Origin of the sequence: Bernardetia sp. Wsw4-3y2 (assembly GCF_037126295.1) — a bacterium.
In the GTDB taxonomy this organism is placed as follows: Bacteria; Bacteroidota; Bacteroidia; order Cytophagales; family Bernardetiaceae; genus Bernardetia.
On sequence record NZ_CP147017.1, the window covers coordinates 675242 to 700367 of the forward strand.

A 25126-nucleotide genomic window follows, 5' to 3' on the forward strand; every position below is an offset into this window, starting at 1 on the left:
CAGCCTTTGAATTCTATGACAAAGTCAAGCCTAATCTTTAGAAATTTAGGATAAATTTATGCTGCATTTTGAAATCCTACTCCTTGTCTTTCATAGATTTTGTTATTTTGTACACAAGCTACTACACGTTGAAGTATTTTATTTCGTAAAGCATTCAAAACACTCATTTTATTTTTGCCTTCTTTTATTTTACGTTCATAAAATTCACTTAATTCTCCCCCTTTTACTTTTATAGCAGCTAAAGCACACATATGTAACAATGTTTTAAGTGATTTATCAGCTATTTTTGATACCCTTGGCTTTCCTTTGTGGTTACCTGATGATTTTTCAAAGGGAACAACACCAGCATAACAAGCTAGTTGTTTAGCAGATTTAAACTTTGTAAAACCTTGTGTAACAACAAGTAATTTTATAGCTGTTACATCTCCTACTCCAACAACAGAAGTAGTGAGTCGATAGAGTTCTTTTAATTTCTCATCATTTCTAATTACATTTTTCATGCTTTTTTCTACTGCTATAATTTGTTCTTTTATCTGCTCTACTGGCTTTTGTAGATGTTCTGTTAAGTATTCATTTTGTTGTTCTGTTTCAAATTTTTGAGATTCTTTCCAAAATGTTTCCAGTTGTTTTTTGCATTTGATTAAATTTTTACGAACTAATTGCAATGTTTTTAAGGTCTTAATAGACTGACTTACAGGGGTATACAGTTTGCAACGGTCTTGAAAACGAAAAGCATACAAAGCTATTCTATAGGCATCTTCTTTGTCATTTTTTTCTCTAGTAAAGCCCATAGATTGTTTTATTTGAAGGGCATTCTCTACCCAAACATTCATTTTTTTGTCTAGTAGTGCAGTCAATAAAAAATTTATATATACGCCTGTAGGCTCTAAACAAACTAATAAAAAAGAAATATCTATTTGAGTTTCTAATTTTGCTAAGTAACTCTCTATTGAAGCTAAGTTATTTTTAATTTGCTTTTGGCTTACTATAACACCATCTTTCAATAAAGTACAATCTAAATGATTGCGACTTACATCGATTCCTAAAAAAGTTTGATAAGTTTGCATAAAAAGTTAATTTTAAGTGATTATTTAATAGAGTAGTTCATCAATTAGTCAATCAAACTTAAAACCTTATCTAATGAGGTAATTTTTATTATTTAGAGTAATAAAAGTTCTCCGAATTCTATATAAGTATGCGATTGAATAAATGTAGGTAGAGGCTAATTCAACGGATAGAATCTATGTTCTTGTTGGTGTTACAGGTTCTCTACCTACTTGATGAATACTTAAATACAAGATAAGTATTTCATTCTATTTATCTAGTGCAAACCTAAAGGTTGGTGTTTGAGCGTAGCGACACCAACAAAAATATCCACAAATCCCATTCTTAAACAACTTTTTAGAATAAATTCTCAAAAAAAGCAATTACAGCCTTTATAATTGCTTTTTTTGTTTTGCTTTTTTTGATTTTCTTGGATTCAACTCAAAAACTAACCATTTCAATATAATCTCCTACTTCTAGTTGATGTACTACATCCATTCCGTTTATTACTTTTCCAAAAATGGTATAACGTCCATCTAAATGTGGAGTAGGTGAATGTGTAATAAAAAACTGACAACTTTCTGTATCTTTTCCTGCCGAAGCCATTCCCAAATATCCTTCATCATCATAATAGAAAGTTGAAAATTCAGAGCGAATAGTATAATCTATACCTCCCCAACCGTCACCTCTTGGGTCTGCACCCTGTACTACAAAATTAGGAACAACTCTATGAAATTTCTTTTGATTAAAAAATCCTGTTCCTGCTAGAGTTACAAAACTGGCTACTGTTGCAGGAGCTTCTTCTGTAAAAAGAGAAACTATTATTTCTCCTTTATTTGTATTCAAAATAATCGAATTTCTAGCATTCAAAGTATTTATTAGTTTCCAATCAATTTCTTTGGTAGGTGGAGGAGGTGGACTTTGAGCTGTTTTACCTGTATAGAACTCTATTGTTTTACTGATTTCTTGATAGGTTTCAATTTCTTTGGGTAGTTCTAATTTTTTTCTTGCTTCTGTAAGCAGTTTGGTTAGAGAATTTGTTTTGTATTTGTAAATTTTCTTAAAATTTTCATTCATTAATGCATTAGCAGCCAATGCCATTGCTCCTACATCGCCTGACTTAATAGCAAATTCAAAACCTTTGGTTAATTGTTCTTTTTGTTTTGAAGAAATATTTTGAGCAGAATTTGACAAAAACTTTGTAGAAACATTAAAAATAGCTTCAGTTGCTGCTGTTCTTAAGAGGTGATTTTGTGTGGTTTGAAGTGTGTCCAAAATCAAATCCATATTTTGAAGATTTTCAGAAAGAGCTTGCAACAAAACCATTTTTTCATAGACATTTTGAGAAGAGTCCAACACAGAAATTGCTTTTTGAGAAGCTATATTTTCCTTTCTTTCAGTTTTGATTGCTCCTGCAAAAAGGTTTGCACGAGTTCTGTAATTGTTTGTTTTTTCTATCCATTCCAAATATAGTTTATAGTCTGTCAGACGAGCCAAGTTTTTGAGGGTTTCGGAAGCTACAATTTGAAGCTTTGGATTTTTAGCATTGATATAATTTCCAATTGCTTTTTTGATTTTTGGAGAATCATCAAACTGCCCAAGTGCACGAATAGCTGATATTTTAACTAGATAATTTTCAGCTGTTTTATTTAAAATTTTAATTAAGAAATCTTCATTTTCTTTTGTTTTTATTGCTCCTAGAGCTTGAGTAGCATTCGAACGCACAAAAAGTTGAGAATCATTATCAGCCTTATTTTTTAGTATTTCAAAGAAATCACTTTGTTTTTTTTCTTGAATAGAATCAGCTTCTGTTTTAGGAATTATTTTATCGCCAAGGCGAGCAAAATAAGCAGAAGCCATCAAACGAACTGTATAATTTTGCTTAGGAGGAGTTAGGAAATCAAGCATTAAAAGTGTAGCTGAATCTGAAATTACTCGCTCGTTTACTTTTGGTTTGGTTGCTGCACGATAAATTCCGATAGCTTGTCCTACTCTAAGAGTATCATTTTCATAATTTTTAAGAGCTAAAAACTGCAATCCTTTTTGGGTTGCACTTTTTCCAATAGCTTCCAAAAGTCGCTGCTGAACATTTACATCATAGTTTCCACTCGCTTGTAGTTGAGTGGTCTTTTCTAGCAATAAGGTTTCACTACTTGTTGCCCAAAACTGTCCAATTGATGTGGCAGCAGCTTGGCGAACAGACGATTTTTCATCATTTAATAATTCCAATAAAGGCATCAGAAAGCTACTATCTTGCAGAGAAGCAAAAGTAAGAGCAGCATGTTTTCTATATTTTTCTTGTGGATGAGATAAAAATGTAGCTACCGTTTCGGCATCTCTTCGGTTAGCAGCATCATATATTTTTTGAAGTAGTGTATCAGAATGAAAAACATTACGTTTAATAAACTTTTCCAAATCTTTTGGAGGTTCTTCCATTTTATCAGGCGTACAGGCTGTACCTAATAAAAAGCTAAAAAATAATATAAAGAAAAATGAATTTGAAAAAATAAAGGAAGACAGAAATTTCATACAACTAGAAATAGGAAATAAAAAATAGGAGAAATTCAAAATAGCTACAACAAGCAAAAAATTATCTTTGCCTAATTTACTAATTATTTCCTCATTTAATAAATTTTGTTTGTCAGAATGATTCAGAATCTAAGCAAATTATAAATACTCCCAACTATGATTGGTATATTCGTTAATCCATTTATCTGAAATTACTTCTAAATCAAAATCTGTATTTGTTTTCCAATCCAATACTACAAATGAGTTTTTGGCAAGCGAACCATCATTTTCAAACTCTAATTCTTTTATTTTACAAGACTGTGTAAACTTATTTTCATCTTCTAAAAGTGAAAAAGGCTGACCTGTGTGTCCAAAAAAATGATATAAAGGTTTATGTCTTGTCAGAAAATCTCTTATTTGTTGCATTCCAAAATCTTTTGTTGTAAAATGCAAAGCACTATCATGAGAAATGAGCAAATCAATTTGTTTTTTGGATTTTTGAGAATGTAATTTATTCAGAGCATCCATCTCATAGGGTTGAATATATTTTTCTTGCTGTTTTTGTGATATTTTTCTGCTCCCAACTCTTCCAATTCCTATCCAATTTAATTCTGTAGTATCTTTTTGAAAGGTTTGTAAATGACCTGTTTTACAAACTCTAATTTTTTCATAAATATCGATAGGAAAAGATGACTCAACAGATTTTCCCTCTAAGTTATTTAAAAACTCATGATCTTCATGATTTCCCCTTACAGCATACATGGTAGCTTCTACCTTATCTAAAACTTGTTCTACCTTCTTATTTTTTTTGGTAAAATGATGATAAAAACCGAGTTCAGAAGGTTCTCTTCTTGCGTGTCGTAATGTAGCTTTGTCTAATTTGGACGGATTGGGAAAAGCTCCTAAATCTCCACATTGAAGAATTAGGTCTATTTTTATATTTCGTTCTCTTTCTAGCCTTTCTATGAGTTTAAAGGAAAGCAAAATTCTTCCATGAAGGTCTGCAAATAAAGCAATTTTCATAATTGTATTGATTTGAATGATAAGTTAGTAGAAAATTTTACAATTATGATTTGATAAAAGTTCAAATTTCGTTTTTTATTCTAAAATTCTCGCTTGTTAAAGTTTGGTTATCTGACAAAAAAAGAGGAACTTTACATCTTTATTTTTATGAGACGGTCGGCAATCGTCTTTAGGCAATTTAATTTATACAAAAAATGAAATCTTTAGAAATCATCGGTTATTACCGAAAAGAAAATCAAATGGGAGCAAAAGCTGCTCATTTATTGCGTTTAGAAGGCTATGTTCCTTGTGTATTGTACGGAACAGGAGGAGATAACAAACACTTTTATGTGCCAAATATCTTATTCCGTGACTTGATTTATACATCAAAAGTACATACAGTTGAGTTGAATATCGAAGGTGACATTTATAATGCTATCGTTCAAGATTATCAAACTCACCCAGTAAGTGATGTAATGATGCACGTTGATTTTCTTGCAATGAAAGAAGATAAGCCTGTAAAAATCGACGTTCCTGTAAAACTTATTGGTCGTTCTGTAGGCGAGCAAAAAGGTGGTCGTATGGTTTTGAAAATGCGTAAACTTAAAGTTAAAGCATTGCCAGCTAACCTTCCAGATACTATTGAAGTAAATGTAGCAAAATTAGACTTAGGAAAATCTATCAAACTTTCTGAAATCGGAGAACGTCCGTATGAAATTATGAATAGTCCTTTAGTTTCTATTGCAACTGTTACTATTCCTCGTACACTTCGTACAGGTGGTGGTATGGACACTAGTGCAGAAGAAGAAACGGAAGAAGAAGCATAATTACTTTACTTGCTTAAATGCAAAAGAAATTTTGTCTAGTCCTGAAATAGTGTTACAGTTTTTTAGATAGATTAAATATATATCAGGCAGTCTTAAGATTGTCTGATTTTTCTTTTTTATAGGTTCTTATTTCAATATTTTCCTTTTGATGTGTTTGCTCTGGTGTTTGCATATATAAAGAAAAATGAGGTCTTTCTTGATTATATATTTGTACACTTTGTTGTACTAATTGTTTCATCCAAGTCAAATACGATTGTTGAGTTTCTAGTAAAAACTCTTGTTTGAGAATACCATTGACACGTTCTGCTACTGCATTTTCGTAAGGGTCATAACATTCTGTCATACTACAACGAATACGATTTTTAGTTAAAATCGTCTGATATTCATCACTACAATATTGGACACCTCTATCTGAATGATGAATCAATTCTCGTAACGGATAATTTCTGTTTTTCAATGCCATTTTTAAAGCATTTGAACAACCAACAGTCTCTAAGCTATTAGAAACATCAAAACCAACTATTTTCTTTGAATACGCATCAGTAACCAATGCCAAATACATCGGATTTTCTCGTGTTCCAATATAGGTAATATCACTTACCCAAACTTGTTCTGCTCCATCTACCTTCAAGTTTGCAATTAAATTTTTATGCTTTTTGAAACGATGAAAGGAGTCTGTAGTAACATGATACCTCCGTTTAGGTAAAATAAGAAGATGATTAGCTTCCAAAATACGAAATAGTTTATCTCGTCCCACTTTTAAAGCCTTTAAAGGAATTTTTAAAATGTGGTAAAGTTTACGAGTACCCACTCGTGGCATTCGATGTCTAACTTCTTTGACTAAATCAACTACTTTTTGAGCTAATTCTTTGTATTTATCTGTCCGAAATAAAGAATAATAATATACCCGTCTAGATATCCCAAGCAATTTACAGGTCTTTTCAATACTGGTTGCAGGCTGTTCACTAAATGAACTAACTACTTGGGGTTGGAGTTTTTTCGTATAGAAATTTTATATTCTTTTTCGGCTAAGTCAATCATCATGTCAAACAAAATGGCTTTCTTATCTAAGGTAGATAATTCTTCTTGTAGAGTGGCATTTTGTTTTTTAAGAAGACGAATTTCCTGCTCTTGTTCCATTAAACGTTGTTCTGCTGTTTTCATAGGACGAATTACTTTATAAGAATGATCAAAATTACCGTATTTTTTTAACCAGTTCACAACAGTATGACGACATTGAATACCATAATTCCGTTGTGCTTGAGTTATTGTAAAAAGACCTTGTTCTATTTCCTTAACTACTTGAAGTTTGAACTGCATGGTATAGTCTTTCTGTGTACGTTTTACATAGGTACGTTCCATAATAAAATTGGTTGTGTAACACTATGTTAGGACGAGACATTTGTTTATATAGAAATCCATTAGAAAAATTATTTTCTAATGGATTTTTTTTATCTTCATCTTTTCTATAAAATGAAATTTACTAAAAATGACCTTACAAAAATTTCCTCACTCCATTGACAAAACTTTAATTTTCTGATTGAATTTAGTTTCTTTACTCATTGGATTATTGAGTATTTTTTTGATTTCTAGTAATCCATATCGGAAAAAAGAGTATTCATTATATCTATTTGAACAGACTCTTATTTTCGTTTTTTTATGTTTCCACATTTTCAAAACAACCTCACTAATTGAGGAAATAAAATTATCAAAGTCATCAACAAAAGTTGAATGATAATAAAGGGAATAATTCCACGATACAAATGTCCTGTTTTGATTTCTGGAGGAGCAACACCTTTAAGGTAAAACAATGAAAAACCAAAAGGGGGAGTAAGAAAAGAAGTTTGAAGATTCATCGAAACCAAAATGGCAATCCAAACCAAATCCATTCCATAGGCTGCAAAAATGGGCGTTACGACAGGCATAAAAATAAAGACAATTTCTATAAAATCAATAAAAAATCCTGCTATAAAAACCAAAATCATTACTAATGCTAAGAATCCATACGGACTAAGATTCGAACTTTCAATCAAATCTATCAGAATTTTATCGCCACCCATTCCACGAAAAACAAGTCCAAAAGCAGTCGCTCCTACCAAAATAATAAAGACCATACAGGTAAGATACATCGTTTCTTTATTAACTTCTTTAATGATTCTGAGATTTAATTTCCCTTCAAAAGCTGTTAAGATAGTTGCTACAAGCGCACCCACTCCAGCAGCTTCGGTAGGCGATGCAATTCCAGAAAAAATAGAACCCAAAACAGACAAAATCAAAACCATTGGCAAGACAAATGCCTTAAAAAGTAATCCAAAAGTGAGTTTGTCATTAAATTCTTTTAGTTCTTCTTTCGAAATAGCAGGAGCAGATTTTGGGTTTTTCCACGCAGTAAAAAAGATATATAAAATGTACAAAGCCACCAACAAAACACTTGGTACAATTGCACCAATAAATAAATCACCCACCGAAACATTCATTACACTTCCCAGCAAAACAAGCACAACACTTGGAGGAATAATTTGTCCTAAAGTTCCTGCACTAGCTATTGTTCCTGTGGCAAGTTCGGGTTTGTACCCTCGTTTTAGCATTGTCGGAAGGCTCAAAAGTCCCATCGTTACGACTGTCGCACCCACAACGCCAGTAGAAGCAGCCAAAAGCGCACCTACAATCACAACAGCAATGGCAAGTCCACCACGCAGACGACCCAAAAGCAAAGCCATTGTTTCTAAAAGCCGTTCTGCAATTCCTGATTTTTCAAGCATCACGCCCATATAAACAAATAAAGGCACAGAAATCAAGACAAAATTTGTCATTGTTCCATAGATGCGAAGAGGAAGCAAATTAAAAAAATCCCAGCCAAAAAGATAAATCCCAAACAAAACAGCTACTCCTCCCAAAGTAAAAGAAACAGGATAGCCTTTGAGAAGTAAAATAAAAAGACAAGCGAAGAGGAGTAAGACGAGCATTTTATAAAATTGAGTTTCTTAAATAATTCGTTAATTTTAATCAAAAAAAACATCAAAGTAAAATTATATTTTCTGTATAGCCTATGAATACTGATTATCAAAAGCTAAAAAGTAGTTTTGAAAAACTTCTACCCAAATTAAAAGAAATGAATGATGAGTATAATGAACTCTTTAAAAATGATGAAGAATTTGAACCCCTTTTTCGCATAGAGTCTAGCTCTGAAAAAGAAATTTTAGACCTAGAACACCATATTCAATCTTCTATAATTGAGCCTTATAGGTCTTTTATAAAAGATTACAATCCTTCAATAGAAATATCATGTGATGGAAGGGGTGTGCGATTATTAGGTATTAAAGAAATGAAAGAAGAGTTTGACAATACATACGAATTTAAAGAACTTTTATCAGAAAATATATTTCCGATTGCTTTAGATGGATCTGGAAATTATTTTGTTGTAAAGACAGAAAAAGAAAATCAATTTATTTACTGGATTAATCATGATAAAGATTTTTCCCTTTCTTTAGAAGGAAAATTTATTGATATAATGATAAAATGGATAGAAGAAGAACTTTAATATGGGAGTATTCGGAAGTATTCCAAAAAGTTAAATATTATTTTATCTGTCTGATACTTTAAAATATCTTGACAGATAAAATAATCTTAGACTAAAGCTCAATTTATACATCTAAAATAATACACTTACCTTCTTTGACATCTTTTTCTACTTTTTTGTATTTTACATTTTCTACCACTTTTCCGTCTTCATATTTGACTGTTACTTTGTCGTTGCGTCCGTATAAAGGTTTATTGGTTTTTGGGTCGTAACTACTACGAGGCTGATCTGTTTCTATTATTTGATCATCTTCATCTAGTACAAATCCATTATTTGCTGCTGACTCTCTAAAATCTTTCTTCACTTTTTCTTGCTCTTCTTCATTCAATGGATAAGTAAAAAAGCCTATTAGTAACCTGTCAAATATTTCGTAGGGAGTAAGATCTAGATTTATTTTTTTGTCGCTTCTTATAGAATAATCAAAATTCTGAAATTCTTTAAACGTTGATTTTTTATCCCATATTTCTTCATCAGTCAATTTTTCATTGTGAAGTTTCAAAACTTTTTCTCTTAACTCTGTTCCTTCTATTAAGAAAACTGAATGTATTAAGGCATCTACTTCAAATCCTTCTAAAAATGGGTTTTCCCTGTCTTGTTTTAAAACAAAATCTATCAATTTTTCATAAAAACCAATAGCTTCTTTTCTTCTTTTGGTTTCATTAATAGCTACTTGAGCAGGAATATTTATTAATCCACTTTTTACTAAATAATTATGATTGTTGTGTTCTATAATTTCTAATAGTGTCTCAAAATCATCTTTAAATATAGGATACGCTAGAAATGTCACATAACTTGGCTCTACAAATTGTCCGAACCAGTAGTCTATAAATTGCTCATCTTCTTCCAAAACTTCAATAATTTTAGGAAAACTTTGCTTTGCTTCCAAAACATATAAAAAGCCCAACGCATAAATGAGAAAATTCAAATTATAATCATTATCTTGATAGTAGTCATTTCTTCTAGTTTGTAAATCAGTTATAAAATTTTCTAAATCTTCAATAAAAGTTTGACGAGGAAGAGCTAATCCCTCATCTATTTTTTCTTTTGGAAGTTCATCTTTATGGTTTATAAGTTCAGATGTAAAAGGGTGATTGTAGGTAGGGTATGGCATAATTGAGATACTTTCTTTAAATTTCATTAATCGTAGATAAATATATTGATTTCTAACCAATAGTTATTTGCATAAAGCAAGTAAATTTATAAATTTCATAATTAATTACGAAAAATAAATTTATAAATGCCCTTCACATTTTCACACCCTGCAATCATTTTACCTTTCGGTTTTGTTGGGAAACGTTATTTTTCTCTGACAGCTCTTATTATTGGAAGTACAACACCTGATTTTGAATATTTTTTGCGTTTGAGGGTGCGTAGTGATTTTTCGCATACTCTTTTTGGTGTTTTTTGGTTTGATTTACCTTTGGGGATTGCTCTCTGTTTTGTATTTCATTTGCTTGTAAAAAAATCACTTTTCAAAAACCTTCCTTTTTTTCTGCAAACTCGTTTTAATGATTGCTTAGGTTTTGACTTTATAGATTATTTCAAAAAGCATTTTCTAGTTGTGATTTCCTCTTTGCTTTTGGGAGCTTTTTCTCATCTTTTTTGGGATGGATTTACCCATCATTATGGATTTTTTGTAGAACTTTTTTCTGTTTTACAAACAAAAACTATTTTCTATTCTATTCCTGTTTTTAAGATCTTACAGCATTTGAGTACGCTCTTAGGTGGGATTTGTATTGCTTTATGGGTTTATAAATTACCTAAAACCTCTGAAATTGTATATTCTATTTCCTTCAACTATTGGTTTTCTGTCTTTAGTTGTTTTGTGTTTTTATTTTTTATTCGTATTCTTTTGATGTATTACTTTCAAGAGAGTTTTCATGTAGGTAATTTTATTGTGAGTGGAATTTCTCTAATGCTACTTTCTTTGATTTTGGTGGGAACTTTTGAAGAGTTTTACACTACAAAAAATCTCAAATAACTAGTTAAAAACCTTCGTTATTTGAGACAGTGCTTATTTTTATGGAGTATTAAATTATTTAATCTAAGCGAAAAACAATTGGAATATTAATTTTAACAGCTACTTTTTCTCCTGTATGATTTGTAGCAGCCTTCCATTCGGTATAATTTTCTACAGCTTTTAATGCTTCTTCATCACAGCCTCCTCCAATTCCTTTTAAAACTTTTGTGTCTTGTACCTTCCCTGTTTCATCAATAATCAATTGTACAAATACTCGTCCTTGTATTCCTTTTCTTCTAGCTTCTAAAGGATAATTCATTGTATTAGAAATGTGTATGTAAAATTTTTCTATTTCAGTTTTATTCATGGCTGATTCTCCTGCTGTTCTAAGATATATTTTTTTACCCTCTTCATTGACTGTATAGTTCTCCACAACTTTGTAATCTTTATATAATGTTCCTTCTTTTCCATCATCACTTGTAACAAAAGCACTTCCATTTTCCAAAAGAGGCTTTCCTTCTTTCGAATAAATTTGTACATACTCTTTAGTATTATCTTTATTTAATTTGTATTCTTCTCTTAAAACTCCCTTTTCATCGTATTTGTAAACAGAACCTTTTGGTTTTGAAAGCTTTTTATCAGAATAGGTGCCTTTATACTTCAAAACATCATTCATATAATATTCTCTATATTCCCAATCTTTTTGGATTTTTTCTATTACTCTATAATAATCAGCTTCTGAACGAAGTGTAATTTCTCCTGCTTCATAAGAATAAAAAATAGTGTCCACAGAGGTATCATTCCATTGAGAAAATGCTAAATTAGTATTTGTAAACAAAAACAAGATACTTAAAAATGTTATAATTAATAATTTCATTGTTGTAAGGATAAATATATATGAGTTATTTTGACAAAAATAAAAAAAAATAATTAATATTTTCTTACTTGAATTAATAATTATTTTTATAAAAAAAGCGACACAAAATAGATTTGCATCGCTCTTCAAAATTATAATATGATACCGTTAAGATTAGACATTTGCTGCTTTTTCTTTTTCTGCATCTTTCAAAACACGACGCAATATTTTTCCTACATTTGATTTTGGCAACTCTTCTCTAAATTCATAATATTTAGGAACTTTATAACCTGTCATATTTTCTTTGCAGTATTTTTTGATTTCATCTTCTGTAAGCGAATCATCTTTCTTGACAATAAATACTTTTACAGCTTCTCCAGATTTCTCATTTTCAATTCCGATTGCAGCTACTTCCATCACTTTAGGATACATTGCAATCGTATCTTCAACTTCATTTGGATAAACATTGAAACCTGAAACCAAAATCATATCTTTCTTTCTATCCACAATTTTGAGGAAACCATCTTCTTGTAAAACTGCTACATCTCCCGTTTTGAGCCAACCATCTGCACTCAAACAATTAGAAGTTTCGTCAGGTTTTTGCCAATATCCTTTCATTACTTGAGGTCCTTTTACACAAAGTTCCCCTGGGTTGTTAAATCCTTCTACATCATTACCCTCATCATCAATAAGTTTTATTTCTGTACTTGGAAGAGGCATTCCGATTGTTCCAATTTGTACTCCTCCAATAACAGGATTACAACTCACAACAGGCGAACATTCTGTAAGACCAAAACCTTCTACCAAAGAGTTTCCTGTAACTTCTTTCCATTTTTTGGCTACTGCACTCTGTACAGCTGTTGCACCAGCAACAGCTACTTTAAGTCGTGTAAAATCAACAGTATTAATATCTGGGTGGTTTGCAAGTCCATTGAAAAGTGTATTTACACCTGTCATAATTGTAATCTTATGAGTAGCCATTTCTTTAATCAAGGCAGGCAAATCTCTAGGATTTGTAATCAAAACATTGCTACAACCATACGCAAAGAAAATAAATGTGTTTACAGTCAGAGAAAAAATATGATACATTGGAAGAGGAGTCAAAACTACCTCTTGCCCTTCTCTAGCAAGTGGTTTCATCCATTCTTTTATCTGCTCAGCATTTGCAATTACATTTCTGTGTGTCAGTTCTGCGCCTTTTGCTACGCCTGTTGTTCCTCCCGTGTATTGAATAAATGCGTTGTCCGAACTCTTTACTTTTATAGGTGTAAATGGATATTTTCTACCTTTTGCAAGTGCATAACGGAAAGGAATTGCACGAGGAAGGCTATAAGAAGGAACCATTTTTTTGACACGTTTTACTACAAAGTTAGTAAGCGAACGCTTAAAAATGCCCATCATATCACCTACTTCTGTTACAATAACTGTTTCGATATTTGTATGAGGTAATACTTTTTCAATGCTATCAGCAAAATTTGCCAAAACAACCACAGCCTTTACATCAGCATCCGTAAATTGATGTTCCATTTCACGAACTGTATAAAGTGGATTTGTATTGACAACAACCAAACCTGCACGAATAGCACCAAAAAGCGCAATTGGATATTGCATTACATTTGGCATCTGTATCGCAATTCTATCTCCTTTTTTTAGATTAGTTTCATTTTGTAAAAAAGCTGCAAAATTAGCTGAATAATTACCAATTTGTTTAAAAGTCATTTCTACACCCATGTGAATATAGGCTATTTTATCTCCATATTTTTCTATACTTTCTTCAATTAATTCTATCAATGAATTATACTGGTCTGGATTAATATCTTTTCTGACTCCTTTTGGATAATGCTGTTTCCAAATTGCTTCCATAATGCGATAATTTATTTTTTTGTTGTGGGTTATTTTAAGTCGTGGTTACGATTATACAAACAATATTCTTATTTTTTTGACAAAAAGCAAATGAATAGTACGCTTTTCGATTAAATTCTTAATGAAAATTTAAAATCAGGCTTTTTTATTCAAAAAATATTTAAAACAAAATTGAAATATATAGATTTAACTGTTTTCAATTTACTAAACTAATAAAATCTTCTTGTTTTTAAAACCCAACTTTCGTCTTTACTTTTTCTACTTTCTGTGTAGTTTTCTTTTTTCTTGTAAAAGTGCTTCTAACCTTTTACCTATTCCTGATTTTTCTATTGATTACAATAAAAATGAAATTGATAAAACTGTTTTTTTGTTAGGAGATGCAGGAAATAGCGATTCACTTACACCTATTTTTTTATCTCTAAAAAAAGAATTAGCTAAAAATCCTTCTTCTGCCTTGATTTTTTTGGGAGATAATATTTATCCTTATGGATTAATTCCTAAGAATGAAATAAAAGGAAATCCAAAATTACTTGAAGAAAGAAAAGAAGCTGAAAAACATATTGATTCTCAACTCAAAATTATAGAAAATCACAACAAAAAAAATATCATTTTTGTATCAGGAAATCACGATTGGGGAATAAATAAAAAACAAACCTTTGTAATAGAAGAGCAAAATTATATAACTCAAAAAGGATATAATTATTTACCAAAAAATGGTTGCAGTACGCCATCAGTTCTTGCATTGTCAGACAGTGTAGTTTTGATTTGTTTAGATACACAGTATTTAATTCAGAAAAATAAATTATCTGACTGTGAATTAGAAACAAATGAAGAGATTTATACTCGTTTGGATAGTATAATTATGGCAAATAAGAATAAAAAAGTAATTGTTGCAGCACATCATTTGTTAGAGAGTGAGAGCTCGCATGGGGGTAAATTTCCTTTGCGTCCTCATCTTTTTCCTTTGGTAGATTTGAAGAAAAATCTGTATATTCCTTTACCTATTTTGGGTACAGCTTATGTTTTGATGCGAAAAGCAGGTTTTTCAGAACAAGATATTTCGAATCCTAGATATCAAGATATGAAAAAAAATCTATCTTCAATTTTTGAGGAACATCCGAATTTAGTTTATGTTTGTGGACACGAACACACGCTTCAATATCATAGATTCAATGAAAAAAGTCCGAAAAAAAATTGGCGACAAATCAATAGTGGTGCAGGTTCGAAGAAGACATTTGTAAGTAGAAACTATAAAAAAGACAAGAATGCTTTTTTTGCTTATTCTAACTATGGCTTTGCTCGCTTAGATTATCTGAAAAATGGAAGTGTAATCGTTTATTATTACAATCAGAATGGAGAAGTTTTGTATTCTGATAAATGGTAATTTCTAAAAATAGAAGGTATTTGTCTAATCTGCCTAAACAAATACCTTCAAATTTTTATGCACCAATAAGAGTCATTCCACCATCAATATTATATTCAGAACCTGTAATATAAGAAGCATCATCAGAAGCTAAAAAGGTAACTAATTTGGCAACTCCTTCTGAAGTACCAATTCTTTTGAGTGGAATCCCATCTACTACTGAAGCCTTAAAACCAGCTACCTGTTCGTCATTCATTCCTGTTTTATTGAAAATAGGAGTTTCAGTAACACCAGGATTTATAGCATTGACACGAATATTCTTAGAAGCTAATTCTGCTGCTGCTGTTCTTGTGAAAGAATTGAGAGCAGCTTTTGTAGCTGCATAGATGATAGTAGACGGCATTCCTGTATATGCATTTACAGAAGAAAGATTAATAACAGATGCACCTTCACTCAAAATAGGTAAAAATTTTTGAAGTGTAAAAACAGCTCCTTTGAAGTTGATGTCCATTTGATTATCATATACTTCTTCTGTAATTTGTCCTAGATAAGAAGGAATAAAAACGCCTGCATTGACAAATAAAATATCTACTTTGCCATGTAATTCTTTTATCTTTTCTACCAAAGAATCAAGATGAGAAAGGTTGGCTTGGTCAGCTACAATTCCTTCTACACCTAACTCTTTTGCAGCTTTTTCTACTTTTTCAGCATTTCTGCCTGTGATGACTACTTTTGCACCTTGTTTCAAGAATTCTTCTGCTGTGGCATAGCCAATTCCACTGTTTCCACCTGTAACAACTGCTATTTTTCCTGACAATGAGTTACTCATAACTTTTTTGATTTGAAAATTAAATAAAAAAATAAAAACAATTTTAATGTGAGATATAATTTCAGAACGTTCGTTCCAATTAAGATATGTTTTTAGAACGTTCGTTCCGTAATAAGGTTTTTGTTTTCTGTATTTTTAGTTTTTCTTAACACAGAAGGCTTAACACACTGTTTCTATTTTCTTAGTTAATCTACTTTATTGATGCAGCATTTTAGTAAAAGTTTGCGTAAAGACAAATAGAAAGAATATTTTAAAAAAAATTTTCTTTTTACCCTTGTGAATTTCCCCAAAATTCTGATTAAATACACATTAATACTACCATTAATCTATATCTAATAATTTCCCTCTAAAGCTATGTATCACAAATTTACTTTGTATAGAATATCCTCTTACATTCCTAAATACAGTCTATCTAGTCTCTATTTTTTTATTGCTATTTTTTCTGTTTTTTTCTTATCTAGTTGTGAGCGAGACGACTGTAGCTATTCTTATACTGCTTACGAACCTATTTTTATGAGTTATGATGAGTTTAGAAGTGTTCCTGTGGAGCTTCAAAGTCCTCGTTCTTTAGATAAAGTAGGCAAAATATATTTTTATAATGATTATTTATTTGTCAATGAAATAAATAAAGGTATTCATGTTATTGATAATTCTAATCCTTCTTTACCTATTCAGGTTGGTTTCTTAAATATTATTGGAAATGTAGATATTGCTATTGCTGGTAATACTTTGTATGCTGATAGTTATACAGATTTATTGGTTATCAATATTAATACAGTTACAAGTCCTCAACTTATCAAAAGAATAGAAAATACATTTTCAAATCAAATTTTTGGAAATAATGGTTATGCAGACCCTAATTATGGAATTGTAGTAGATTGGAAAGAAACAGAAGTGGTAGCTAACTATAATTGTAATGATAATAATGAATATTTAGAATATGATCAACATCGTGAAGGTTTAAACTCGGGCATTGCAGGTTCGATGGCTCGTTTTGCTATTACTCAAAATCATCTTTATACACTCAATGGAGATAATCTAAAGTCATATTCTATTCTGAATCCTGTTTCTCCAAAAATGAAAAGTGAGATAAAATTAGGATGGGGAATAGAAACACTTTTTCCGTATGGAGCTAACTTATTTATTGGTTCACAACGAGGAATGCACATTTATGACTTATATGAGCCTAGTCAGCCTAAATTTATCTCTACGTATGAGCATATTACAAGTTGTGATCCTGTTGTAGTTTCTGGAAATACAGCCTATGTAACACTTAGAGATGGCACAAATTGCAGAAATGGTGTAAACGAACTTCATCTAATAGACATTTCTGATTTATCACATCCTTCTTTAATCAATACAGAAGCCATGACAAATCCATATGGTTTAGGTGTAAATTCAAATTATACAAACAAAATGCTTTTTGTGTGTGATGGAGATGCTGGCTTGAAAGTTTTTGATGTCACCAATCCATCGAATGTAGAACAAATAGCTTCTGATGAATCAATTAATGGATATGATGTAATTGCTCATCAAAATATTTTAATGCTGATAGGAAAAGATGGATTGTATCAATATGATTATCAAAGCCCACAAAGTTTAAAACTCTTGAGTAGCATCAAAACAAAATAAAAAATTGAAGTATATATCTACTTTTTAGTAAATAAAAAACTTTTGAATTGATTTAACGTTCCTATATACTACTACTATAGGAACGTTTTTGTATAGAATAGAAAGAATTAAATAAAGGATTAAGTATATATTATGGCAAGAAAAAAACAATTTGAAGAACAAGAAATACTCACTAAGGCAACCAATTTGTTTTGGAAACAAGGTTTTCATGCTACTTCTATTCAAGATTTAGTCAATCATTTAAAAATAAATAGAGCTAGTCTTTATGATACATTTGGAGGAAAAGAAGAATTATTTAATAAGGCATTGGAGAGTTATAGAAATCAGAACAAAGAAGCTATACAATTTTTTTTAAATAATCAATCGTCAGTAAAAGAAGGGTTAAAAAACTTATTTTTACTAGCCATTCTAGGAGAAAAAAATGTTCAGGAGAAAGGCTGTTTTGTTATTAATTGCATGAGCGAACTTATTCCCAATAATGATAATATATTAGAAATTGCTATACAGAATAAAAAAGAGTTTGAAGGTTTTTTTGTAGAGTATCTCAATAAAGGAATAGCAAATGGAGAAATAGAGCCTCAAAAAAATGTACAATCTATTGCTTCTTTTTTATTTATGTTTTATAGTGGTTTGAAAGTAGTAGGAAAGACAAACCCAAACAAAGAAGAATTAAGAGAAACTATTAAAGTAGGATTATCGGTTCTATAAAATTGTAATTACTTCTTAAAAAAACGCTCTTCTTGTCCTTCAAAAAGTAAATAATAAGCACCCAAAGTTAAATTGGAACAATCTACTGTAAGTCCGTCTCCTTCCAAAACCAATTTTCCATTATTATCTAATATTTGATAATTAGTAGAACGAGAAAAAGTAATACGGCTTGTTACACTTTTGGGATAAAAGCTAATTTGTTGTTCTCCTTCAGACACAAATTTAATTTCAGGTGAATAATAATACTTACCTGTTACATCTAAGTATTTTATCCTATAAATATTTTCTCCTCCACGATGTGTAAGAGGCAATGTATATACATTTTGTTGTGCGCTTCCTTTACAGCTAATTACCTTTTCGACTATCCAAGTACGATTATTTTTTATCTGAATAAAAAACTGTCCAAATTTTTTCTCTCCTTTTGTTACCCAAACCATTGTATTCATATCTACATGTATGGAAGAAAAGCGAAATGGAAGCCTATCTTTAATGGCTTGTGGATTGAGAACTTTTGGAGTACAACTTGCTGTATGAATTATCCTGACTACTACCTCATCATTAATTTTTAGAAAGGACATATTAATGTCAAAGGCTGTTGTTGCAGGAAACTTTACGGCTTTATTATTAACAAATATTTCTTTTACACAATATTCAGTATCCGAAGTAGAAGAATTTTGGATATATAGATTTGTTCCATGATAAACTCCTTTTATTACTAATTCTTTCTTGGTGTTGTCCTTGGTATTATCTTGGGCAAGAATAAAATTAATAGATAAAAAAGAAAGTAAAATAGCTAAGAAGCTAGACAAACAGAAAAATATTGTTTTTTTCATACATCTGTATAAATAAAAATTAAATGACAAGAGGAATTAACAAATGTGTATGCCAAATTAATCAAAAAAAAACAGTTTTCTAAATTATGCTCATAATTACTTGATTTATGAATAAAATTTAATAGAAAACTGTTTAGATTTTATTTTAGTATAAATACTACTTTGTTTCTGCCTTAAATTTCTCAAGCATTTCTATGAAGTTGTCTTTTTCTCTATAACCAGGGGCAACAGCAACTTCTTTTTTATTATTTATCAAAACAATAGAAGGATAACCTGTGATTTTGAAAACTCCACCAGAAAGTTGTCTATAAGTTAGTTTTTGTCCGTCAAATGAAGTTGCATCTTCACTTTCAGCATCTAATTTGACAGCATGATAATTATTGGCTACATATTCTACTACTTCATCAGTTTGGAATGTGTTTTTGTCCATTTTTTTACACCAACCACACCAGTCTGTATAAACATCTATAAAAACAGGTTTTTTGTCTTGCGCTGATTTTTCCATAGCTTCTTCAAAAGTAAGCCATTCAATCTTAGATTTTTTAGTTGTTTCTAGTGTTGTTATTTCCTCTTTTACTTCATTTTTAGAAAAAAAGACAAAGCCACTTACGGCAAAAAAACAAAAAATAAGAGCAGCAAATAAAGTTATTTTTTTCATGAGATTATTGTTAGATAAAAATGAAATAATGTAGGGATAATTATGAGAATATGAGCAGTTTGTTTAAGTACACATCAAGTAGCTTAATATTCAAAATAACAAAACTGTATTTGAAAAGTTATAGAAATATAAAACCTACTTTTCTTCATTTAAAACAAATGCGAAGCCAAATTTTATTTTTTAAACTCTCAATAAGTTGATTTGGAATAAATTTAAGAAAATATGTCTTTTTTTACACTAAAAGCCTTAAATTAGCACTCTAAAATTAATTTCACCTAATTTTTTAATCAAATTTAGCTGCTCTTTTTAGCTCATTTTTTCCTATCCCTAAATATTATTATGTCAGTTCTCATGAAAAATATAAAAAAAAATATAACTCTTTTACTGCTCTTTTTCTCAGTTTTTCTAGTATCTTTTTTGATGACAAGTTGTGGTTCTGCTCCCCAAACTATTTCTAAAGAGACTTATAAGGTCTATAAAAAACAAGCGAAAGCAGGAAATTCTACTGCTATGCTCAAAATTGCAAATGCTTTTAAGGGCGATATGTTTACAAGTGGAGAGTATAGAGATTACAAAAACGCTGTAAAATGGTATTCTCAAGCTATGGCTACCAGTTCGACACAGAAAGTTCCTGCAGCTAGAGAACTTTTCGAAATTTATATGACTGGAAATGAAGATATTCCTAGAAATTTAGATGCAGCTAGAAAATGGTTAGATGTAGTAGCTGATAGTATGGATTTGCACATGTATTACCAAGACAATACAGACCTTTATCTGATGGATATTTTTGATACGTATAAAGAAGCTACCAAAACAGAAGCAAGTGCAGAAAGTCAGTTTTTGTTAGGACGTTACTTCTTAGAGTTTGAGATTGATTATACAACAGGTATGCAGTTTTTAGATAAAGCTGCTAGTACAGATAGCGCAAGATACAGCCAAAATGTAAATTACATGAAAGCAAAATGGCAATTTTTCAGAAATCGTCGTAGTGATTTTATAAATGAGATGCCTTTTGCTTATCAGAAAGATAAAGCTCATCAAGTAATGAAACGTTTTGCAGAGGATGAGAGTGAACTTGCCAAATTAGAGTATGCTAATTACCTTGTTCATCAAGCACAAAAGCCACAAGATGTAAAAGAAGAAACTGAAAAGCTACTCCGTAACTTCGTAGTTCCTAAATTTGCCAATAAAGAACATCAGTTAAAGGCTACTTATTTATTAGCCCTTGTGCAAGAAGGAAAAGAGCATGTCATTGCTTTTCGTAAACTATACGCCCTTAAAAATCAAAATTTTAGTGAAGAACAGTTTCCTTATATGGATAATGCTATCGATGAATATAAAGAAATTTCAACACAGTTAGAAACTCTTACAGGACTTGGAAAACTTACTACCGAACGTCCAATGTTTATTGATATTCCTTTAGAAATGCCCCAATATTATCAACATTATCAAGGTGATATTCGTCCTTTAGTAGCAATAAAAAATGCTATTACAACACCTGAAAATATAGAGTTTTTGACACCTGCAAATGTAGAAAAGTACAAACAAACTCTTTTGGAGCAAGTAGATGATATTTTTGATAAAGCAGATACTCCTTCTGAACTTTATAGTTTTAAGAATGCTTTAGAAAAAGATAAATTTTTTGAGCCATTAGCAAAACCTTATTTGGATAGTCTTATTCAACAACGATTAGATTTAAAAGGTCTTGTACAAGAAGACTTGGTTTATGAATATGAAAAAGAACGTTTAGAAAACGTAACTTTTTATAATTTAGAAGAAGGTAGAAAATTTATAGAAAACTTGTCTAAGAGAGATGATTTAGACCCAGAACCTGCTGCTCCAAAAAATCGTTGGTCAAGAAAACCTGTCAAACAAGAAATACGCAAAAATGCTCTTTTGAAGCGTGCTAAAGTAAAAGTTTTAGAAGATATTTATGGAAACTCTCCTACCATCAAACAGATTGAAGAACTCAATAAAACTGTTCCTAGATATTCTTGGCTTGCACCTGAGGGAAGAGAATGGGCAGTCGGCTTGAAAGGTAATAGTGAAAGTTGGTTTACAGGAATTGTTGATGTGAGCAAAACTCGCACGCAGTATTTTTATGAAGTAAAACGTTTTGGAGATTCAGATCGTTTTTTAATGGAAATAAAATCTATTAAAAATAATAAGTCCAATAACGCATATAGTACAAATCTTGAAGTAGAAAAAATGGTAAAAGGAGGAAGCGAATCTGGAGATGTAGAAGGATATAATGTTACTATTTTTGGAGCAAAATATCAGACTTACGGCTGGAAACAAAGCAAAACAGACTTTTTTAGAGTAATATGTAAACCAAGCACTAACAAGTTAGAGAATGCCGTCTGTACGGGTTATATGACTGTTAATAGAGATAAATCTTTTTCAGATGATTTTTTAAGAAAACATAATGTTTCTTCTGATTCTCAAAAAGATGCTATTCGTGCTGTTGTGCGTTACTTTATTTTAGAAATGCACCAAAATTTGGGAATTCGCTAAAAATATCTTTAGTATCATTACTAGAATATAGAAGAAAACAATTAAGAAAACACCTGTTAGATTTTTTCTTCTAATAGGTGTTTTTTTATAGATTATAATATTTCTAAATTCTAAATCTACAAACTTTCTTTTTCCATAAAAAAAAGAGTTATTTGTAATTACTTAACTCAAATTGCATAGAATAAAAGATGTTCTAATCTGTATAAAATAAAAACATACTATTTTAGTAAAATTTGTAATTGTTCAGACTACTACAATGTAACGTCAGTTGAGACACCGAGAATGACAAAATTATGAATTGAACAGGGTTTTAACTCTGTTTTACATTTGAAAAATAAGAAAAGGCTTGTTTTAGTAAAAGAGATATAATTTTTCTATTATTAGAAGAGCAGTATAAATAAAATAATTAATAAAGTAACTATGAATAAATTGATTATCAACAGATTGAATTGGAAAATATTTTGGTTTGTAATTTTTGTGGTAATTATAGCTCCTCAAACAGCTTTTTGCCAAGAAATAACCCTTCAAGTAGGAACTACAACCATTGGTTTGAATGAAGATTTTGAAGTTACAGTCACAGTAAAAGATGGAGAGTTAAAAAAATACTCTGAATTTCCTAAAATAAATGGAATGGATAAAGCTGAAATATATACTTCACAGTCAATAAACTTTGTAAATGGTCAGGTTTCCAAAACGCAAGCTGTTACGCAACGCTACCGAGCTTCTAGGCAGGGAACGTATTTTTTACGTCCTTTTGATATGACTGTTAATGGTGAAAAAGTGCGCCATGCAGGTGCAAGCATTGATGTAAAAGGCAAGTCTACCACTACAAATCCATTTGATAGCTTTTGGGGCAAAACTGAAAATACAGAATATATTTCAGTAAAAGATGATGCTTTTTTTGCTATCACAACAAACAAACAAAACCCATATACAGGAGAAGGATTTACAATTACTATGTCTTTTTATGTAGCCGTTTCAAATCGTGCAACGCTTAATTTTTATGAATTAGGAGAACAGAAAGCCGAAATATTAAAACAAATAAGACCAAAGAATGCCCTTGAAGAGAATTTTAATATTATTCAGCCTGTTCCAGAAATGGTCAAAATAAGAGGTAAAGATTATCGCCAGTATAAAGTATATCAAGCTGTTTTTTATTCTTTAAGTCCTCAAAAAATATCTATTCCTGCTATTCCTTTCAAAATGGTAAAATATGATGTTGCTGTCAATTCCCAAAGTATTTTTAATCAGATGAAAGAGAATATCAAAACCTATTATAGTGAACCTATTTCCATTACTGTTAAAGAATTACCTCCACACCCACTCAAAGACCAAGTGCCAGTAGGAAATTATATCTTAAAGGAACAAGTAGGAAGTAAAGACTTGAAAACAGGACAAAGTGTACAGTATCAATTTAGAATTGAAGGAGAAGGTAATTTGTCTGTTATCGAAAAACCACAGCTTCCAAAGACAGCAAATTTTGATTTTTATGAACCTACTATTTCTGAAATGCTACGAAGAAATAATAATGCTGTTTATGGCACGAAGGATTTTAATTATTATATCATTCCAAATGAACCAGGGCTTTATCCAATGAAGGATTATTTTAGTTATATATTCTTCAATACCAAAAAGGGCAATTATGATACACTTTCTTCAAATATAACATTGAGTGTAACAGGAGAAAGTAGAAAAAATGCTTCTATCGGAAATGCTGATTTAGGTTCTTTTTATGATAGAATTAATGAAGAAAGTAATAGTCTGAGAAGTAAAAATGAAATAACATGGGAAAAATATGGAATCAATGGAATAGCTATTTTACTCGTCTTAGTATTAGGATTGAGCATTTTGGTAGGTAAAAAAATACGTCAAAGAGACCTAGATAAACAGGAATAGAAAACGAAAACGACAAAGAAACAAGACTCATTCACAGGAAAAGTCAGTCTTTTTCTGTGAATGATTTTTTAAGACTCTAATTTCTTTGAAATATAAAAAACTAGAATAGAAAAGAGAGGAATAAGAGGAGAAAAATAAAACCGAAGTAAATTTTCGGATAGATTAAATAAAAATTTTGTCTCAAAGAACTTATAAGTAAGTGTCAGGGTGACAACAAGTATATAAATCAAACAATGAATAATCATGGTTTTTTTGACAATTGGAACAGAAAGAAAAGCCAACCAAATAATCCATCCATTGAGAAGAACAAATAATAAACTCACTATTCCTGTATCCAAAACAGAAATATAAGGAAGATACGAGAAAGTATCAGAAATAAAACTTGCTAATTTCATACGGCTCATTCCTAAAAAAAACCATCCTAAAAAAAGCAGAATTATTCCAAAAATACGTAAAAGGTAAAACAGTTTTTTTTGCAATGGAATTAAGATTTTGTTTTCAAACTTGGAATCATAAATTTATTTACCCAAATCATCCAAATCCAAAAAGTAACACCATAAACAATAAACGTAAATACATAATGGTGATTAAAATCTACACTTTCAGGATAATATTTGAAGTTGAGAGTAAGAGCAGAAATACGAATTACATTGAGCAGAAAAATAACAACAATCCCCAAAGGAATAAATAAAAGTTTGGGTTTAATAGAAACAGGAGTAGCCAAAATAAAAGAAGCAAAAAGAGCAAAAAGAGCCAGTCCATTACAAGGTGCACCTACCGAAATACAAGCTAAAGAATTGAGATAAACAGTATGAGCCATTGACTGATAAGAGGCTTCAAATCCTAACCATGTCAATAGTTTTGTGCTACTTTGTCCTACCCATTCTATCAAAATTGTATCAATTGGAGTGTTTTTTGCCAGCCAAAGTTCATACAATAAATACCAACTTCCATAAATAGCTACAAATAAAATCACAAATCGAACAACAGGATTTTTCATGTCAATTTTTAAAGTATATAATTTTGAAATTGAAATGTACGAAATTAAATTAA

General features: G+C 30.6%; 22 protein-coding genes. 8 read left to right on the forward strand and 14 right to left on the reverse strand.

Annotated features, from left to right (window positions below):
• Nucleotides 1–56: 56 nt before the first annotated feature.
• The 3 genes from V9L05_RS02660 to V9L05_RS02670 all read right to left on the reverse strand — a co-directional run bounded on the left by V9L05_RS02660 (nt 57) and on the right by V9L05_RS02670 (nt 4575).
• Entirely contained in the window at nt 57–1067 is a 1011-nt protein-coding gene (locus tag V9L05_RS02660) for an IS110 family transposase (RefSeq protein ID WP_338789949.1), read from the reverse strand.
• Between the two features lie 418 nt (nt 1068–1485).
• On the reverse strand, nt 1486–3573 hold the full coding sequence (locus V9L05_RS02665; protein WP_338814282.1) for a peptidylprolyl isomerase: 2088 nt from the start codon (nt 3571–3573) through the stop codon (nt 1486–1488).
• Nucleotides 3574–3711: 138 nt separating this feature from the next.
• Nucleotides 3712–4575, reverse strand: a complete 864-nt coding sequence (locus tag V9L05_RS02670) for a metallophosphoesterase (RefSeq protein WP_338814283.1) — start codon at nt 4573–4575, stop codon at nt 3712–3714.
• 194 nt (nt 4576–4769) lie between these two features.
• Between V9L05_RS02670 and V9L05_RS02675 the strand changes: the two genes are divergently transcribed.
• Entirely contained in the window at nt 4770–5381 is a 612-nt protein-coding gene (locus V9L05_RS02675; protein ID WP_338790461.1) for a 50S ribosomal protein L25, read from the forward strand.
• An 82-nt stretch (nt 5382–5463) separates the two neighbouring features.
• Here V9L05_RS02675 and V9L05_RS02680 read toward each other — a convergent pair whose 3' ends face one another.
• The 3 genes from V9L05_RS02680 to V9L05_RS02690 form a co-directional block, all read right to left on the reverse strand.
• Nucleotides 5464–6309 (reverse strand): IS3 family transposase, encoded by an 846-nt coding sequence (locus V9L05_RS02680; RefSeq protein ID WP_338811879.1) that lies wholly within the window; start codon nt 6307–6309, stop codon nt 5464–5466.
• A gap of 50 nt (nt 6310–6359) precedes the next feature.
• Nucleotides 6360–6743 carry a transposase gene (locus V9L05_RS02685; protein WP_338811880.1) on the reverse strand — a complete coding sequence of 128 codons (384 nt, stop codon included), beginning with the start codon at nt 6741–6743 and terminating at the stop codon, nt 6360–6362.
• A gap of 311 nt (nt 6744–7054) precedes the next feature.
• Nucleotides 7055–8347, reverse strand: coding sequence for a TRAP transporter large permease subunit (locus V9L05_RS02690; RefSeq protein ID WP_338814284.1), 1293 nt, complete (start codon nt 8345–8347; stop codon nt 7055–7057).
• Between the two features lie 83 nt (nt 8348–8430).
• Between V9L05_RS02690 and V9L05_RS02695 the strand changes: the two genes are divergently transcribed.
• Entirely contained in the window at nt 8431–8922 is a 492-nt protein-coding gene (locus V9L05_RS02695) for an SMI1/KNR4 family protein (RefSeq protein WP_338814285.1), read from the forward strand.
• A 103-nt stretch (nt 8923–9025) separates the two neighbouring features.
• Here V9L05_RS02695 and V9L05_RS02700 read toward each other — a convergent pair whose 3' ends face one another.
• Complete coding sequence (locus V9L05_RS02700) at nt 9026–10072, reverse strand: DUF1186 domain-containing protein (protein ID WP_338814286.1); 1047 nt, start codon at nt 10070–10072, stop codon at nt 9026–9028.
• Between the two features lie 126 nt (nt 10073–10198).
• On the opposite strand from V9L05_RS02700, the gene V9L05_RS02705 reads away from it, so the two are divergent.
• Nucleotides 10199–10942, forward strand: coding sequence for a DUF4184 family protein (locus V9L05_RS02705; RefSeq protein WP_338814287.1), 744 nt, complete (start codon nt 10199–10201; stop codon nt 10940–10942).
• Between the two features lie 58 nt (nt 10943–11000).
• On the opposite strand, the gene V9L05_RS02710 is transcribed toward V9L05_RS02705, so the two are convergent.
• Together V9L05_RS02710 and V9L05_RS02715 are read right to left on the reverse strand one after the other, a co-directional pair.
• Nucleotides 11001–11798 carry an energy transducer TonB gene (locus V9L05_RS02710; protein ID WP_338790456.1) on the reverse strand — a complete coding sequence of 266 codons (798 nt, stop codon included), beginning with the start codon at nt 11796–11798 and terminating at the stop codon, nt 11001–11003.
• A 153-nt stretch (nt 11799–11951) separates the two neighbouring features.
• On the reverse strand, nt 11952–13640 hold the full coding sequence (locus tag V9L05_RS02715) for an AMP-binding protein (RefSeq protein ID WP_338790455.1): 1689 nt from the start codon (nt 13638–13640) through the stop codon (nt 11952–11954).
• A 223-nt stretch (nt 13641–13863) separates the two neighbouring features.
• On the opposite strand from V9L05_RS02715, the gene V9L05_RS02720 reads away from it, so the two are divergent.
• Nucleotides 13864–15024: a metallophosphoesterase gene (locus tag V9L05_RS02720; protein WP_338814288.1), complete on the forward strand. Its 1161-nt coding sequence runs from the start codon at nt 13864–13866 to the stop codon at nt 15022–15024.
• 55 nt (nt 15025–15079) lie between these two features.
• Here the strand turns inward: V9L05_RS02720 and V9L05_RS02725 are convergent, their stop codons facing one another.
• Nucleotides 15080–15832 (reverse strand): glucose 1-dehydrogenase, encoded by a 753-nt coding sequence (locus V9L05_RS02725; RefSeq protein WP_338814289.1) that lies wholly within the window; start codon nt 15830–15832, stop codon nt 15080–15082.
• A 354-nt stretch (nt 15833–16186) separates the two neighbouring features.
• Here V9L05_RS02725 and V9L05_RS02730 point away from each other — a divergent pair, with 354 nt between their 5' ends.
• Nucleotides 16187–17464, forward strand: a complete 1278-nt coding sequence (locus tag V9L05_RS02730) for a hypothetical protein (protein WP_338814290.1) — start codon at nt 16187–16189, stop codon at nt 17462–17464.
• Nucleotides 17465–17596: 132 nt separating this feature from the next.
• Nucleotides 17597–18172: a TetR/AcrR family transcriptional regulator gene (locus V9L05_RS02735; protein WP_338814291.1), complete on the forward strand. Its 576-nt coding sequence runs from the start codon at nt 17597–17599 to the stop codon at nt 18170–18172.
• A gap of 8 nt (nt 18173–18180) precedes the next feature.
• On the opposite strand, the gene V9L05_RS02740 is transcribed toward V9L05_RS02735, so the two are convergent.
• On the reverse strand, nt 18181–19005 hold the full coding sequence (locus V9L05_RS02740) for a hypothetical protein (RefSeq protein WP_338790450.1): 825 nt from the start codon (nt 19003–19005) through the stop codon (nt 18181–18183).
• Between the two features lie 157 nt (nt 19006–19162).
• Nucleotides 19163–19663 carry a thioredoxin family protein gene (locus V9L05_RS02745; RefSeq protein WP_338790449.1) on the reverse strand — a complete coding sequence of 167 codons (501 nt, stop codon included), beginning with the start codon at nt 19661–19663 and terminating at the stop codon, nt 19163–19165.
• 351 nt (nt 19664–20014) lie between these two features.
• Between V9L05_RS02745 and V9L05_RS02750 the strand changes: the two genes are divergently transcribed.
• Nucleotides 20015–22177 carry a hypothetical protein gene (locus V9L05_RS02750; protein ID WP_338814292.1) on the forward strand — a complete coding sequence of 721 codons (2163 nt, stop codon included), beginning with the start codon at nt 20015–20017 and terminating at the stop codon, nt 22175–22177.
• A 420-nt stretch (nt 22178–22597) separates the two neighbouring features.
• Nucleotides 22598–24073, forward strand: coding sequence for a BatD family protein (locus V9L05_RS02755; protein WP_338814293.1), 1476 nt, complete (start codon nt 22598–22600; stop codon nt 24071–24073).
• A 68-nt stretch (nt 24074–24141) separates the two neighbouring features.
• Here the strand turns inward: V9L05_RS02755 and V9L05_RS02760 are convergent, their stop codons facing one another.
• Complete coding sequence (locus tag V9L05_RS02760) at nt 24142–24552, reverse strand: hypothetical protein (protein ID WP_338814294.1); 411 nt, start codon at nt 24550–24552, stop codon at nt 24142–24144.
• Nucleotides 24553–24557: 5 nt separating this feature from the next.
• Nucleotides 24558–25073 (reverse strand): exosortase family protein XrtF, encoded by a 516-nt coding sequence (xrtF, locus tag V9L05_RS02765; protein ID WP_338814295.1) that lies wholly within the window; start codon nt 25071–25073, stop codon nt 24558–24560.
• Between the last annotated feature and the right edge of the window lie 53 nt (nt 25074–25126).